The organism is Kushneria sinocarnis, from assembly GCF_003633775.1.
Classification (GTDB): Bacteria; Pseudomonadota; Gammaproteobacteria; order Pseudomonadales; family Halomonadaceae; genus Kushneria; species Kushneria sinocarnis.
Genome location: NZ_RBIN01000002.1, coordinates 338,074 through 353,729 on the forward strand (window position 1 = coordinate 338,074; position 15,656 = coordinate 353,729).

The 15,656-nt window shown below is 65.3% G+C and carries 13 protein-coding genes; 7 read left to right on the plus strand and 6 right to left on the minus strand.

The window, feature by feature from the left end:
* Positions 1-3 precede the first annotated feature (3 nt).
* Positions 4-1,533: an ABC transporter substrate-binding protein gene (locus tag C7446_RS04120; RefSeq protein ID WP_211327846.1), complete on the minus strand. Its 1,530-nt coding sequence runs from the start codon at positions 1,531-1,533 to the stop codon at positions 4-6.
* Between the two features lie 216 nt (positions 1,534-1,749).
* On the opposite strand from C7446_RS04120, the gene C7446_RS04125 reads away from it, so the two are divergent.
* Positions 1,750-2,697 carry a LysR family transcriptional regulator gene (locus C7446_RS04125; RefSeq protein ID WP_121171529.1) on the plus strand — a complete coding sequence of 316 codons (948 nt, stop codon included), beginning with the start codon at positions 1,750-1,752 and terminating at the stop codon, positions 2,695-2,697.
* A 14-nt stretch (positions 2,698-2,711) separates the two neighbouring features.
* Here C7446_RS04125 and C7446_RS04130 read toward each other — a convergent pair whose 3' ends face one another.
* Positions 2,712-3,764: a YncE family protein gene (locus tag C7446_RS04130; RefSeq protein WP_170149996.1), complete on the minus strand. Its 1,053-nt coding sequence runs from the start codon at positions 3,762-3,764 to the stop codon at positions 2,712-2,714.
* A gap of 318 nt (positions 3,765-4,082) precedes the next feature.
* Between C7446_RS04130 and C7446_RS04135 the strand changes: the two genes are divergently transcribed.
* On the plus strand, positions 4,083-4,664 hold the full coding sequence (locus C7446_RS04135) for an acetate uptake transporter (RefSeq protein WP_121171532.1): 582 nt from the start codon (positions 4,083-4,085) through the stop codon (positions 4,662-4,664).
* A gap of 19 nt (positions 4,665-4,683) precedes the next feature.
* Here the strand turns inward: C7446_RS04135 and C7446_RS04140 are convergent, their stop codons facing one another.
* Complete coding sequence (locus C7446_RS04140) at positions 4,684-7,020, minus strand: heavy metal translocating P-type ATPase (protein WP_121171820.1); 2,337 nt, start codon at positions 7,018-7,020, stop codon at positions 4,684-4,686.
* A gap of 78 nt (positions 7,021-7,098) precedes the next feature.
* On the opposite strand from C7446_RS04140, the gene cadR reads away from it, so the two are divergent.
* Entirely contained in the window at positions 7,099-7,530 is a 432-nt protein-coding gene (gene cadR, locus C7446_RS04145; protein ID WP_121171534.1) for a Cd(II)/Pb(II)-responsive transcriptional regulator, read from the plus strand.
* Between the two features lie 107 nt (positions 7,531-7,637).
* Here cadR and C7446_RS04150 read toward each other — a convergent pair whose 3' ends face one another.
* A complete protein-coding gene (locus tag C7446_RS04150) occupies positions 7,638-8,357 on the minus strand; it encodes a glutathione S-transferase family protein (protein WP_121171537.1) in 720 nt (239 codons plus the stop codon).
* 201 nt (positions 8,358-8,558) lie between these two features.
* Between C7446_RS04150 and C7446_RS04155 the strand changes: the two genes are divergently transcribed.
* The gene (locus tag C7446_RS04155; RefSeq protein ID WP_121171539.1) at positions 8,559-10,115 is read left to right on the plus strand and encodes a bifunctional GNAT family N-acetyltransferase/carbon-nitrogen hydrolase family protein; all 1,557 of its coding nucleotides are present in this window, start codon (positions 8,559-8,561) and stop codon (positions 10,113-10,115) included.
* A 40-nt stretch (positions 10,116-10,155) separates the two neighbouring features.
* Positions 10,156-10,965 (plus strand): M90 family metallopeptidase, encoded by an 810-nt coding sequence (locus tag C7446_RS04160; RefSeq protein WP_121171541.1) that lies wholly within the window; start codon positions 10,156-10,158, stop codon positions 10,963-10,965.
* 24 nt (positions 10,966-10,989) lie between these two features.
* Here C7446_RS04160 and C7446_RS04165 read toward each other — a convergent pair whose 3' ends face one another.
* A complete protein-coding gene (locus tag C7446_RS04165) occupies positions 10,990-11,868 on the minus strand; it encodes a LysR substrate-binding domain-containing protein (RefSeq protein WP_121171543.1) in 879 nt (292 codons plus the stop codon).
* A gap of 194 nt (positions 11,869-12,062) precedes the next feature.
* Here C7446_RS04165 and C7446_RS04170 point away from each other — a divergent pair, with 194 nt between their 5' ends.
* Complete coding sequence (locus C7446_RS04170; RefSeq protein ID WP_121171545.1) at positions 12,063-12,740, plus strand: TVP38/TMEM64 family protein; 678 nt, start codon at positions 12,063-12,065, stop codon at positions 12,738-12,740.
* Between the two features lie 77 nt (positions 12,741-12,817).
* On the opposite strand, the gene C7446_RS04175 is transcribed toward C7446_RS04170, so the two are convergent.
* Entirely contained in the window at positions 12,818-14,173 is a 1,356-nt protein-coding gene (locus C7446_RS04175) for a glycosyltransferase (RefSeq protein ID WP_245977662.1), read from the minus strand.
* Positions 14,174-14,467: 294 nt separating this feature from the next.
* Between C7446_RS04175 and C7446_RS04180 the strand changes: the two genes are divergently transcribed.
* On the plus strand, positions 14,468-15,646 hold the full coding sequence (locus tag C7446_RS04180; RefSeq protein ID WP_121171547.1) for a TauD/TfdA family dioxygenase: 1,179 nt from the start codon (positions 14,468-14,470) through the stop codon (positions 15,644-15,646).
* Positions 15,647-15,656: the final 10 nt, after the last annotated feature.

The window sequence follows — 15,656 nt, forward strand, 5'->3', positions numbered from 1 at the left end:
CGACTACGGCTGCTGCCAGTGCGAGTCGTAGAAGCGCGGGATGGCGTCGGTATGGGGCGTGAATACGAGCTGGTCGGTATAGGCATAGTTGATCGAGTACGAGAACAGCGGTGCCCAGTACGCCTGCTGCGAGATCCGCGCCAGTGCCTGGCGATAGTCGCTGTTGCGTGCCTGCGGATCGGTCTCGCTGTTGGCCTGGCTGATCAGCTTCATCACCTGCGGATCGCGGGCCTCGTCATCCGCGCCGCCGTTGAAGTAGACCCCGGTGAAGGCCGAGGCATCGTTGACCGAGTTCGAGCCCCAGGTCTGGAAGGTCATCGGGGCCCGGCCGTCACGCTGACGCTCGCGCACCGCGGAGTACGCCATGAAGTGCAGTCTGGCGCGAATGCCCACCGCACGCAGATCGTTGAGAATGGCCTCGGCGTAGTTGCGATCGCGATAGGCGTAGAGATCGGTCTCGAAGCCATCGGGATACCCGGCCTCCTCCAGCAGCTGCCTGGCCTGCTGCGGGTCGTAGTCGTACTGCACCACGTCACCGGTCTCACACCCCGCCTGGGAAGGAAAACAGGGCGCGTGGATCGGCCGACTGTCGCCGCGCACCAGGTTGTCCACCATCCCCTGACGATTGAGGGCGTGGTTCACGGCCTGGCGCACCTTGAGCTTGCGAAATGGCGAGTCTTCGGGGGCGTTGTTGTTCGAGTTCATCGACACATAGCCCACGCGCATGCTCTCGCCGCTGTTGACGGTGATATTCGGCATCGAAGCCATCGAGTCGGCCTGGTCGGCGGGCAGCCGCCAGATCCAGTCCACCTGACCGGTCATCAGCTGCGCCACCTGGGAGTCCTGGTCCGGCACCACCCGGAAGACCAGGGTGCCGATCGAGGGCTCGCCCAGCGGGCTGTCACTGAAGTAGCTGTCGTTCTTCTGCAGGGTCACGCCCTCGCCGGGCGAGACCTGCGTGATCTCGTAGGGGCCGGTACCGATGGGGTGGCGGCTGTAGCCTTCCGGCCCGACCTGCTGGTAGTACTGCTGCGGATAGATCGGTGTCGGCCCGGCCAGATACTCCAGTGCCGCCGGGAAGGGGTGGGCGAGATGAAAGCGCACCCGGTAGTCATCCAGCTTCTCGACGTGATCGATCCAGTCGATGTTCTGACGGGTCACGATCTTCGAGTCCGGCTCGAGCATGTGATTGAAGGTAAAGGCGACGTCATCCGCCGAGAACGGCTCGCCGTTCTGGAATTCCACCCCGCGGCGCAGGTCGAGATCGAGCGTGGTGCTGTCCACCCACTGCCAGTCGGTGGCCAGCTGCGGCTGATAGTCGCCGGAAGCGGGATCGCGATGGATCAGCGTGTCCCACGCCAGGTGCGACAGCATCACGCCCTCGCGCAGGTTGTTGAAGTAGGGGCTGACGTTTTCCGGCTCGCTGTTGGAGGCATAGACCAGGGTATCATCGGCGCGATCGGCCAGTACCTGACCGGAGACGGCACCCAGGGTCGCTGCACTCAGCGCCAGCAGGGAGTGGCGAAGGGGCATGGCGGGTCCTCGCATTGTTGTTGTCGCTGTGTTCGGGCGTGATGCCGACGTCGCACCCGTTGTTGTCATGAGGGTGTCGGGCGCAACGCATGAATCCGACTCTATGACTGCGCCCGTAATGCCACAAGCATCGAGTTTCGAAGCCTGCCTTGCCGTTTCGGCAACGCAGTGCGACATTGCGAAGACAATCGACAACACGGCCCAGGAGCCGAGCTCATGCCCTCTTCCTCCCGGCTGCTGATGGGTACCGGCCTGCGTTACTTTCTCGAGGTGGTGCGCTGCGGATCGGTCAGCGAGGCATCCCAGCGGCTCAGCGTGGCCGGTTCGGCCATCAGCCGTCAGATCACCCGGCTGGAACAGGAGCTCGATACCGTGCTGTTCGAGCGCCATCCCCGGGGCATGGTGCCCAGCGCCGCAGGCGAGCTGCTGGCGGCGCATGCCCGGCGCAGCCAGCTCGATACCGAACGGGTCGCCGATGACATTCAGGCGCTTGCCGGCCTGCGTCGTGGCAAGGTCAGGCTGGCCTCTTCGGAGGGGTTTGCGATCGACTTTCTGCCCGGGCTGATTGCCGCGTTTCGCGAGCACTACAGCGGTATCCAGTTCGATCTGCACGTCAATACCGCCGAACAGGCCACCCGGCGGGTACTGGAGGGGGATGCCGATATCGCCCTGACCTACAGCCTGGCACCCCGCAGCGGCGTGCACATCGCCTACCGCCAGAGTTCGCCGATTCACGCCATCATGGCGCCGGATCATCCGCTGGCCGATCGCGAGCAGGTCTCGCTGGCGCAGATGCACCCCTGGCCGATCGCGCTGCCGGAAACGACCACCACCCTGCGCCAGCTCTTCGATGTCTGCTGTTCACGCCGCCAGCTGCTGTTCGAGCCGGTCTTTACCAGCAACTTTACCGAAGCCCTGACCAGCTTCGCCCTGCTCGGACAGGGCCTGACCCTCTCCGGTGAGCTGACGGTGCGTCGCCGGCTGGCGCTGGGGCGGCTGATGGCGGTGCCCATCCGCGACCCCGGCATGGATGCCCGCCAGATCCAGATTCAGACCCTGGCGGGCCGTACCCTGCCCCGCGCCGTCAATACCTTTCTGGATTTCCTGCGCAGTGCCATGGAACAGCCGCCAGGAGCCGTTACCCTGCCGACCGCCACGGCCTGATGGCCGGGGGCACGTTACCGGGACAGGATACGACTGACCGTATCCTCCCGAGCGCCGTCATCCCCCTCGGCGGAGGTATCATTGTCGTCGGTGCCGGCCTGCCCGGTGACCCAGGCCACCCGGCCGTCCGCCTCCACGGCCACGTCCTCGGGCTGAGCGCCAATGTCGAGATCGGCCAGCCGGTTATAGTCGTCGGCATCCAGTATGGTGACCGTGCCGGCATCATGATTGGTGACGTAGATCCGCTCGCCTTCGTCATCCAGGGTGATATCCATCGCCCCGGCGCCGGTATCGATGCTCTGCTGCGTCTGCCCGGAACCCAGGTCGATCACATCGACACTGCCGGAACTCCGGTTGGCGACCAGCAGGCGCTGACGCTGACGATCCAGTGCCACGCTGACCGGGCCACTGCCCTGCGTATCATAGCGGCGGGTCACACTGTGGTTGTCGAGATTGATCTCGATCACCGCATCGGACTTGCGCAGCGTGACGTAGAGGTTCTGATTCTCTGTATCCAGCGCCACGCCGGTGGGGGTATCGCCGATCCCTTCGATGGCATCGGTCAGCTCGTTGCTTTTGCCATCGAGCACCCAGATCACGCCATCACGCGACACCCCGGAGATATAGATCCGATTGTGCGCTTCATCGACCACGGCCTCGTGCGGCCGGGTGAGCTGCTCACCCTCCAGCACGGTCGCCTCGTCGCGCTCGAGCTTGAGCGTCTTGATCACCTCGCCGCTTGCGGCATCGATCACCGAGACCGAGCGGTCATCGGTGTTGGTGGTATAAAGCATCCCGGTCTCGTGGTTCATGGCCAGGCCGTAGGCGCGGGCCGGCATGGCGATCCGCTGCTGTAGCTTGAGCGACTCGGGATCGAGCTGCAGTACGGCGCCACCCCCGTCATCCCCTGATGCACCGGTGGCCGTCACGAACAGCCGGTTGCCGTGATCGGCGTGGACCACCTCGTGGACCCCGCTACCCACCCGGGCACTGTGATCGACATGGGGCGCGGCCGCGGCCGCCAGGGGCATGATCGTCAACCCCGCACCAATCAGCAGCGTCTTCATACAGGCGGTTCCGAAGACCGCTGCGTCCTGTCTGCTCGTTTCGCTCATTACTGCTCCATCCTTGACTGATTCATCACTGTGACGGCCCATCCGACCACGGATTCGATCCGCGACCGTACATGGTGACACCCCCGGCAGGCGAGACACTTTGCCGGTCTGGTGAAGCAGAACTTAACACGATGGCCTGCCATTTCACCCGACAGCTACCGGATCAGGTTCGCATTCGACCTCGGTCGATCACACCAAAGAACCAAGGCACCTGCGCTGCGCCCTGCTATCGTCTTATAAAGAACAACCGAATGAACAGCGGAGGAAACCATGGCCGAACAGGACAGGATAGCGCTTGCCAATCCCGGCCCCCTCGGACTGGTCGGCTTCGGCCTGACCACGGTGCTGCTGAGCCTGATCAATGCCCATCTGCTGCCCAGCAGTGGCGAGAGCGTGGTCATTCCCCTGGCACTGGCCTACGGAGGATTGATCCAGCTGATCGCGGGACTACTGGAGTATCGCACCGGCAATACCTTCGGGCTGGTGGCCTTTCTCAGCTACGGCGCCTTCTGGTGGTGGTGGGCACTGATGCTGCTACTCGGCCATAACGGCATGATCTCGCTGGAGCAGGCCGCCTCGACCATTGGCGCGGCACTCATCCTGTGGGGCGTGTTCACGCTTTACATGTGGATTGCCACCTTCCGCCTCAATCGAGCCCTGTGGCTGGTCTTCCTGACCCTCTGGATTACCTTCATGCTGCTCGGCTTCGGTGAGCTGCTGGGCGTACCCGCACTCTCGCTGGCCGGCGGCTGGCTGGGTATTCTCTGCGGCGCACTGGCCATGTATACCAGCTTCGCCGAGGTGGTAAATCACACCTTCGGACGCGGCGTAATGCCCGTCGGCGCCCGCTGAGCGGCGGGCACCGCAGTCGTCAGGCCCGCAGCATGCGCAGCGCGTTGAGCACCACCAGCACGCTGGCGCCGACATCGGCAAACACCGCCATCCACAGCGTGCCCATGCCGAACAGCGTCAGCGCCAGAAACACCACCTTGATGCCCAGCGCCAGCACGATGTTCTGAATCAGCACCGCACGGGTAGCCCGCGAGAGGCGAATGAAGGCCGGCACCTTGCGCAGGTCGTCATCCATCAGCGCCACATCGGCGGTCTCGATGGCCGAATCAGCGCCCATGGCGCCCATCGCAAAGCCGATGTCGGCCCGGGTCAGCGCCGGGGCGTCATTGATGCCATCACCGATCATGCCGACCCGGCCCTGCCCGGTCAGCTCGGCCACTGCCTGCAGCTTCTCCTCCGGCATCAGCTGACCACGCACGCTGTCGATGCCCACTGCGGAGGCGATCGAGCGGGCCGTGTGATGATTGTCACCGGTCAGCATCAGAGTGCGGATGCCGAGCCGGTGCAGCTCGTCGATCGCCTCGCGACTGGTCTCCTTGACCGTATCGGCCACCGCGAACAGCGCCAGCGCAAGCTGCTCGGTCATCAGCAGCACCACCGAGCGGCCCTCGCGCTCCAGTGCCTCGAGCCGGCGCTCGATGGCCGGCGTGCAGACATCGAGCTCGTGCGCCAGCTGATGATTGCCGAGCCACAGCATTCGGCCATCAATGCGCCCCTTCACACCGCGCCCGGGCAGCGCCTCGAACTGCTCGACAGCCGCTTCGTCACACTGCGCCTCACGGGCTGCGGCGGCAATCGCCAGCGACACCGGATGATCGGAGCGCCCCGCCAGCCCGGCGGCCAGCGACTGCAGCGCCGGTGGGTCATCGCTCAACGCCTCGAACTCGGTCTGCACCGGTCGCCCGTGGGTCAACGTGCCGGTCTTGTCGAGCGCCAGCCAGTCGAGCCTGCGACCCTGTTCGAGATGCACGCCGCCCTTGATCAGGATGCCCCGTCGGGCGGCATTGGCCAGTCCGGTGACCACGGTGACCGGCGTGGAGATCACCAGCGCGCAGGGGCAGGCGATCACCAGCAGCACCAGCGCCCGATAGATCCACTCCAGCCAGGCGCCGCCGGCTACCAGCGGCGGCACAACCGCCATCAGCGCCGCCAGCGCCACCACCGCCGGGGTATAGATCCGCGAGAACCGATCGATGAAGCGCTGGGTCGGTGCCCGGGCGCTCTGCGCCTCCTCGACGGTATGAATGATGCGCGCCAGAGTGGTATCGCTGGCGGTGGCCGTGGTACGAAATTCCAGCTCCCCGGCCTGGTTGATGGTGCCGGCGTAGACGCTATCGCCGACCTGCTTCTCGACCGGCAGGCTCTCGCCGGTAATCGGCGCCTGGTCGACGCTCGACTGGCCGGCAAGCACTTCACCATCCAGTCCGATCCGCTCGCCCGGACGCACCCGCACCCGCGAGCCGACGGCGATCTCTTCAACCGCTACCGCCTGCCATTGACCATCGGGCTGACGGACCGTGGCGGTCGCCGGCGCCAGCTCGACCAGTCCCTCCATGGCATGGCGGGCCCGATCCAGCGAGCGCGCCTCGATCAGCTCGGCAATGTTGAACAGCACCATGACCATCGCCGCCTCCGGCCACTGGCCGATGGCGAGTGCACCGGTCACGGCGATGCTCATCAGGGCATTGATATTGAGATTGCCGTTGCGTACTGCCGTCCACCCCTTGCGGAAGGTGGTCAGACCGCAGCCGGCGATGGCCACGACGGCCAGCAGCGCACTCAGCCACACCGGCCCCTGCAGCCAGTGCACCGCCTCCGAGGCGATGGCCGCCACGCCGCTGGCTGCCAGCGGCCACCAGGGCGTATGCTGCTCGGGTTTGCTGCCCAGCTCGCCCGAGGCATCGGGCAGCTCCGGGGTAAAGCCCAGCGAGCGGATGGCGGCCAGCACCGTGTCAAGCGCATCGGGGGCGTGGACCACCGTCAGCACCCGCTGCACGAGATTGAAATCCATGCGCTCGACGCCCGCCATGCCCTCGAGCTTTTTGCGGATCATCTGCTCCTCGACCGGGCAGTCCATCTGCATGATGCGCATGGCAGTACGCTGCTTGTCGCCTTCGGCCACGCTGCCCTGCAGGCCGCTCAGGTCGGCTGCCCGGTCGGAACCGCCATGGTCATGACCGCAGCAGCCATGGTCAGGCGCGTGCTCACGCTGTGAGGACGCGCCACCGTGTCCGCAGCAGCTGCCGTGATCGGAAGAGCCGCCTTCGCGAGTCACCGGGCCATGCACGGGCGCTTCCTGCTCCGGCGCCACCGGATGCAGGGACTGCACGCTGCGCTGAGAGGTTTCATCGGACATGAACTGGTCACCCATGAGGATTTGTGTTGCAGTAAAAACCCTCAAGTGGCTATAAGGTCAAGCGACCGGGAGGCTTTCATGAAGATTGGTGAACTGGCCACGGCTGCCGGCTGTACCAACCAGACCATTCGTTTCTACGAGCGTGAGGGGCTGCTGCCCGAACCGGCCCGCGATACCAGCAACTACCGCTACTATCAGCAGCACCACCTCGACCGGCTGCGCTTCATTCGCAACTGCCGTGCACTGGTAATGAGCCACGAGGAGATCCGCTCGCTGCTCGAGCTGATGGATCGGCCGCTGGAGGAGTGTCAGCCGGTCGAGGATCTGCTCGAAAATCATATCGGCCATGTCGAGGCCCGCATCCGTGAGCTGCTGCAGCTGCGCTCGCAGCTGCACGAGCTGCAACAGCGCTGCGGCCACGACCGCCACGTCGAAAACTGCGGTATCGTTCAGGGGCTGGCGGAAATGGTCACCGAACTGCCGTCGCGTGGCTCGACCCACCTCGGCTGACGGCGGTGGCGCCTGCCCGGCGGGCAGCAGGTCGCACATGCAACGCACATGAAAGGGGCCCGCCGTGAAGCGGGCCCCGATCGCTCTGCGGCGAAGGCTCGTGTCGTTCAGTTCGCCTGCAGCTCGCGCACCGTGGTGGCACTGCGCGCAAAGCCGTGGAACTCGTCCAGCAGCCGATCCTGCCACTGGCCGACCACGTCCTCGCCGCTCAGCAAGGGCTCGCCACGCATCACGCGCGCGGTCATGAAGATACCGAAGGCGATGTAGTCGGCACCACCGGCAGTCTGACCGTCGAGAAACGGCAGCTCCTGCAGATGCGAGCGCAGCGGAGTCAGCGCCCGGTCGAGCATCTCCCGGCCCTGGTCGGGGTTGTGAAACTCCTCGAGCGTGACCCCGAAGCGCTGCTCGCGGCTTTCGCGGAAGTACGGCTGATCGCGCTCGTCGAGATTGCGAAAGATATCCAGGATGATGATCCGGAAGATCGCCGGGGCCACCTGGGTCTCCGACCAGTACTTGATGAAGCGGGCCCGGGATTCGGCCCGGTCCTGATCCAGCAGGGGGGTGTCCGGATAGGCATGATCGAGATAGCGCAGGATCTCGAAGCTGTCGTTGATCACCCGGTCATCGTCATCGACCAGTACCGGCACGGTGGCCTTGCTGCCATCACCTTCCACCGAGAAGGCAATCTCGTCCTTGTCGGTGAACAGCCACGGCCGGGCTTCGTAATCGAGCCCCTTGTGCCGGAGCGCCATGTGCGCTCGCCAGCAGAAAGGGGAAAAGCGCAGACGCTGGTCCGCGCCACACAGGTCATACAGTATACGCGCCATGCAGACTCCCTGATAACGACCATGTTGCGGCTCAACCATGGCCTGTCGTTTAGAGCATGATGCCGACGACTGTAGCAGCAGGCGCATGTTCCTGCCTGCCCCCTGCCGAAGTCGAGTCGCGCCGGCATCCTTCTCCGGCACTCATCCGGGGCGTGCTAGACTGGCGGCATTCGTACCACCCTGACCGAGGATTCGTCTTCCATGTCGATCGAGGATCTCCACCTCAACCTGCGCAACCTCGAGCCGAGCGACTATCCCCGGCTCAAGGGACTCATGGATGCCGTCTACGACGACATCGGCGGCGCCTGGGAACGACATACCATCGAGCGGCTGATTGCCGAATTTCCCGACGGCCAGATCGTCATCGAGGACGACGACCGGATCGTCGGTGTCGCCCTGACGGTACTAGTCGACTATGACACCTTCTCCAACCCGCACCGCTACGACGATCTGATCGGCAATCGCGAGATCATTCTCAACAACCCCAAGGGGGATGCGCTCTACGGGCTCGATGTCCTGATCGACCCGACCTATCGCGGATACCGGCTGGGGCGGCGGCTGTACGAGGCGCGCAAGGATCTCTGCCGGTCGATGAACCTGCGCGCCATCCTCGCCGGCGGGCGCATTCCCAACTACTACGAGCGCGCCGACGAGCTCTCGCCGACCCAGTACATCGATCTGGTCTCGCGCAAGGAGCTGCATGACCCGATCCTGTCGTTTCAGCTGGCCAACGACTTCCTGGTCAAGCGGCTGCTGCGCAAGTACCTGCCCGAGGATGAGCGCTCGCAGGGCTACGCCACCCTGCTGGAGTGGAACAACATCCTTTATGAACCGGTCGAACGGGTGCTGGAGTCGCGCAAGACCCAGGTCCGCATCGGCGCGGTGCAGTGGCAGATGCGCGAATTCGCCTCGGTCGAGCAGGTGCTGCAGCAGGTGGAGTACTATGTCGATGCCATCGCCGACTATCAGAGCGATTTCGCCGTCTTTCCGGAGCTGTTCAACACGCCGCTGATGGGGCTGACCGACCAGTCCGACCAGGTGAAGGCGATCCGCTTCCTGGCCGGATTCACCGAGCGCTTCAAAAGTGAGATCTCGCGCATGGCGGTCTCCTACAACATCAACATCATCGGTGGCTCGATGATCGAGGAAGGCGAGGACGGCAAGCTCTACAACGTCGCCTATATCTGTCACCGCGATGGCGAGATCGAGCGCCAGGCCAAGCTGCACATCACCCCTCAGGAGCGGCGTGACTGGGTCATCGATGGCGGCGAGGAGCTGCAGGTGTTCGAGACCGACGCCGGCCGCGTCGGCATCCTGGTCTGCTATGACGTCGAGTTTCCCGAGCTGCCGCGCCTGCTCGCCGATCAGGACATGGATATCCTGTTCGTGCCGTTCTGGACCGATACCAAGAACAGCTATCTGCGGGTGCGCCACTGCTGCCAGGCGCGGGCGATCGAGAATGAGTGCTATGTGGTGGCCTGCGGCAGCGTCGGCAATGTGCCCTCGATCGAGAATCTCGACATCCAGTATGCCCAGTCGTCGGTCTTCTCGCCCTCCGACTTCGCCTTCCCGCACGATGCGGTGATGTCGGAAACCACGCCCAATACCGAGATGGTGATGTTCTCCGATCTCGACCTGACCCGGCTGCGGGTGGTGCGCAGCGAGGGCTCGGTCACCAACCTCAAGGACCGTCGCAAGGACCTGTTCGACCTGCGCTGGCGCGACTGGTCGTGGAAGTCGGGCAACCCGGGCCACTGAGGCCCGGCAGGCCACCGGTACTGCAAGGAGGGTCGCCGTCATGAGCTGGCTGCGTTCACTGCGTACCCGCCACGCCCTGACTCATCATCCCCTGCCGGAAGCCGACTGGCAGGCGGCCGTGGCGCGGCTGCCGATCCTGGCCGGTTTCGATGGCGCCACGCTTGACGAGCTGGGCCGGCGCGCCTGGCGGCGGCTGTTCGAGCTGCGCGTGACCCTGGCCGGGGAAGCGCCATGGAGCCATACCGACCGGCTGGCGCTCGCCGCCCAGATCGACCTGATGACGCTGGGCTGGCAGCATCATGCCGAGGCCTTTGCCAATCTGCACGAGGTGATCGTGCTGCCCGACGCCTTTCACCGCCGGGTCGAGGAGATGGATGAGGCCGGGGTGGTCCACGAGTATGTCGACGAGCGTGCCGGCGAGACCTCCTACCAGGGGCCGATCGTGCTCTCGCGCACCGATCTCGAGGCCAGTGGCCACTGGAACGGATTCAACGTCGTCATTCACGAGTTTGCCCACAAGCTCGACATGGGCAACTCGATGGAGGTCGACGGCTGCCCGCCGCTGCCGCGCGACATTTCGGGACGCGAGTGGTACCGGATCTTCACGGCGGCATGGGACGAGCTGCAGGCATGCCTCGAAGCCGGCCACCCCACTCTCGTCGACGAGTATGCCGCGACGCACCCCGGTGAGTGCTTTGCGGTCTGCTGCGAGACGTTCTTTACCGCTCCGGCGCAGCTCAACGGCCACTGGCCCGAGCTCTATCGGCTGCTTGCGCGCTACTTCCGGCAGGACCCGTTCGCCCGCTGGCAGCAGCTCTCCCATGATGCGCCGAGCACGGCGATGTTCTGAGCCCCGGGCCGGCTCGCCCCGGACTCACGGCCATTGCTCACCGGTCTGATCGGCCAGCCACTCCCAGACCCGGCGGGCCGGTTCACGCAGCGAGCGGCGGGCCGGCCGGGTCAGCCAGAAGCCTTCCGCGGTGTGGCACTCGATATCAAAGGGCGCCACCAGCGTTTCCGCCGACCCCATCAGCCGGCGATGCGCCAGCGCCACCCCGCAGCCGTGGGCCGCCAGCCGCAGTGTCATGACCTGGGTATCGCACCACAGCCGATGCGTATCGCGTTCGATCTCCTCGACGCCGGCGGCCGCCAGCCAGGCCGGCCAGCCCACCGCAAAGCCGGCGGCATGCAGCAGGGTGGTACCGGCCAGTTCGGCAGGCGTGGTCAGCCGTTCGGCCATGGCCGGCGTGCACAGCGGCGTCATGCGCTCCTCGCCCAGCGACTCACGCACCATCTCCGGCCATTCGCCCTGCCCGTAACGGATCTCGATATCGACATCCTCGCCGACAAAGTCCTGAGTCCAGACACCGGTCACCACGCGCAGGGCCAGCTCGGGATGGGCCCGATGCAGTGCGCACAGCCGGGGCGCCAGCCAGTACTGCTGTACGGCCGGCGTGGCGCGGATGAGGACCGGGGCATCCGGCTCCGGGCCGAACACTTCGGCCGTGCCCTGGGCGAGCCGCTCGAAGGCTTCCTGAATGCTCGGCAGCCATGCCTGGCCGGCTTCGGTCAGACTCAGCGAGCGGGGGTGACGAATGAACAGCGCCTGACCGAGCCGATCCTCGAGCAGGCGGATACGCTGACTGATCGCCGACTGGGAGACGGCCAGTTCCTCACCGGCGCGGGTGAAGCTCAGGGTACGTGCCGCCGCCTCGAAGGCCTGCAGCCAGGTCACCGGGGGCAGGGATGACATCGGGCAATCTCCACTGAATGTGCTGAAATGATGCCCCCCGTGGAACTCCTGCGCTGGCTGTGGTCACTGGCAGGGGCAAGCGGTGGATGACATGCCGGCAACGGGGGACCTGCAGCGCCGCGTCATGTGACGTATGCTGTCCCATTTCATGCCCTCCGAGCAGTGGCGTCCTTTCTCAGCGAGGAAACACAAGCATGTCGCGACGACTCTGGCTTCTGATCACCATCGTCGTCCTGATGATTGCCTTGGGCTGCCTCTGGCAGTGGCTGACCATGGGCGATACCGTCACGCCCGAAGCCATGGAACGGCTGCTCGCCGATACCATGCAGATGCGCGAGGCCGTCTGGGCACCGGTTGTACTGCTGGCCATCTATCCGATTGCCGCCGTGATCGTCTTTCCGCTCACCGTGCTGGTCGGGGCCACCGGACTGATCTTCGGGCCCTGGTGGGGTACCGGCTACGCGCTGGCTGGCACCATGTGCTCGTCGATCGCCACCTACTGGCTGGGGCGCGCCCTCGGCCGGGATGTGCTGGCGCGCTACGGCAGCGAACGCATCCACGGCATGGCCGATGCCCTGGCCCGCCACGGCATTCGCACCATGATCATCTTCAACCTGCTGCCGCTGGCCCCCTTCACCTTCACCAACATGGTGGCCGGCGCCTGTCGCCTGCGCTTTTCCGAATATCTGCTCGGCTCGATCATCGGCATCGCGCCGGGACTCATTGCGGTCACGGTGGCCGGCAGCCAGCTCGGGGTCCTGCTGCAGAACCATCATCTCGGCGATACCGGACTGGCCATCGGCGCCCTGATTGCCGCCGTGGCCGTGCTGCTGCTGCTGCGTCATCTCGCCCGGCGTCGCAACGGCCCCTGAGCGGCAGCCGACAGCCCTCGTGACGCACCTGCGCCACGGCGCCACCTGCAGGCGGCGATGGCAGGGCCGCCGGAGGATCACTCGCTCGGCGACAGCGTCGCCGACGGGTCCTCGCGATCCAGCGGGTCGCGCTCGCTGTCCGATGGCAGCGAATCATCCCCGTCATCGAACTCATCGAGCACCGCCTTGAGCACCCGCCCGCGGTGCCGAAACAGCTTCCACTCCGAGTCGAGATGCGCCCGCGCCGTCTGCCAGGGGGTACGACGCAGGCGTCGTGCGCCGCGTCGGTGGCTGTTTTCCGCCATCGCCATCCGGTAGACATCCAGACAGCGTTCGGCACAGACCCACTGATCGAAGCGCGACGCGGTGTCGCGCGCGCCCTGGCGCAATGCAGCCAGCCGCGAGGGTTCATCAAGCGACAGCAGCGCCCGGGCAAAGCTGACCTCGCACTCCTCATCGAGCAGCACCCCGTTGATGCCATCCTCGACCACCTCGCTGACCCCGGGGGCTGCCAGTGCAATCACCGGCAGGCCGGCCGCCATCGCCTCGACCACCACCATGCCCTGGGTTTCGCTGTGCGAGGCAAAGGCGAAACAGTCCATGGCGCTGTAGGCATCCACCAGCGCCCCGTCGCGCAGAACGCCGGTCAGATGCACCCGATCGCTGACCCCGTAATCGACGGCGAGCTCGCGAATCTGGTGCTCCTCGTCGCCACTGCCGACCACCAGGAAGTGATGCTCCGGGTGTTCATGCAGTGCCTGACACACCCCACGAGCCAGAAAGCCGAGATTCTTCTCCTGGGCGAGCCGGCCAACGTGGCCGATCACCCGGGCGTCCCCGCCCAGCCCCAGCCGGGCGCGAAAACCGGCACGATCGCCGCCGGTAAAGCGCTCGGTATCGACCCCACTGGGCACCACGTGCACGGGAGGCTCCAGCCCCCGCTCGTAGAGCAGGTCACGAATGCTTTCGCTGGGGGCGATCACGGCATCACTCATGCGGGCAAACCCGGTAGCCACGGCGACGGCAAAGCGGCGCATCGCCGCCGGATCACCGGGCACGTAATGGGTATAGTGCTCATAGAGCGTGTGGTGCGTGAAGATCAGCGGCAGCCGATGAATACGCGCCACCCGCGCAGCGGTATCTCCCAGCAGAAAGGGATGATTGGCATGCACCACATCCGGTTCGAAGCTGCGGATGGCCTCGTCCAGAATCCCGGGCAGCATGATCGGCCACGAGAAGTCGCTGCCGTTGAAACGCTGCAGCGCCGGCACGCGAATCACGCTCTCCTCCCGCTCCGGCTGACCCGACAGGGTGGGTGCCACCACCAGTACACGATGCCCCAGCGCTTCGAAGGCATTGACGAAGCGCTGCACCGATTCGCTTACGCCGCCCACGATCGGGCGGTAGGTATTGGTGAACATCAGAATGTTCAATGCCGGTCCTCCCGGCGGTTCCCGTAACCCATTGCTGCATTATCCTGGCCTGCCGAACGATATCGGCCCTTGCCCCTATTGTGGCATCGACGCCCTGCTTATCCCACCGCCTACCGGGGGAGTCCGGCAAATCCATTAAGGAACCGGCGCCATTGCAGCCATTTGCCCCAGCTCAGCTAAGCCTCAGAGGTTATATTCATCGTTTGCCGCATTGTGCGCCCTCCCACACCATGTGACGCAACACATCAACGTTTGCGGGCATGACTGCCCGTACCGGATTCAGGAGGAGAGCCAATGTCATCGACACTCGCCCGGGGTCGCACCGAGATGAAGGAGCTTGCCGACTACAGCGAGGGCCCGGCGCTGACCTCGGCCACGCTGGAGAATCCGGATGGTCGCTCCCGGATCACCCTGGCCTGGGAGGATGGTACCCAGACCTGGCTGCCGCCGATCTGGCTGCGCGATCACTGCCCCTGCGATGCCTGCCGTCACACCACGTCACGCGAGCGCCTCTACAAGGTCATCGACGACCGGGTCGGCGTACCCGAAGTGGCCCTGGCGAACAACGAGCTGGTGCTGCACTGGCCCGATGGCCATGAAAGCCGCTTCGATGGCGTCTGGCTCTATCAGCGCCGCCCCGGCCAGCATGGATTCCAGCCGGCCATCCCCGAGGCACGTGCCTGGCGTGAAGGCTTTCTACCCGATCATGTCGAGCATCGCGACTTCACCGAAAGCGTGGCCGGCAAGCGCAGCTGGCTGGAAGCGCTGATCCGCGACGGCCTGGTGATGCTCGACAACGGCCCGACCGAGCTGGACGAGGTGATCCGCATTGCCGAATCGATCGGCCCGCTGCGCGCCACCAACTTCGGTGCCCGCTTCGACGTGCAGTCCAAGCCCAACCCCAACAATGCGGCCTATACCGCCATCGAGCTGGAACTGCATACCGATCTGCCCAACTGGCGCCATCCGCCGGATATCCAGCTGCTCTACTGCCTGGAGAACGACGCCCGGGGAGGGGCTTCCACCTTTGCCGACGGTTTCGCGGTGGCCGAGGCGATGCGTCGTGAAGCGCCGCACCACTTTGCCATGCTGGCGGAAACCCCGATCGATCTGCGCTTTCAGGACGGCGATCACGATATCGCGGTGCGCGAGCCGATCATCCGGGTCGACGATCACGGTGTGCTGCGCGAAATCCGTTTCAACAACTGGATCCGCGATGCGCTCGATCTGGCACCGGAGCAGATCGAAGCCTGGTACGACGCCTATCGCGACTTCTGGGCCCGGCTGCGCGAACCGCGCTATCGCGCCGATTTCGAGCTCGCGCCCGGCCAGATGATTGCCTTCGACAACCGGCGCGTGCTGCACGGGCGCGGCCAGTTCGATCCCAATACCGGCAAGCGTCACCTGCAGGGCTGCTATCTCGACTACGACATGGTCGAATCCAAGCTGCGCGTGCTCGGCCGCCACGGCTGACCCGAGACCA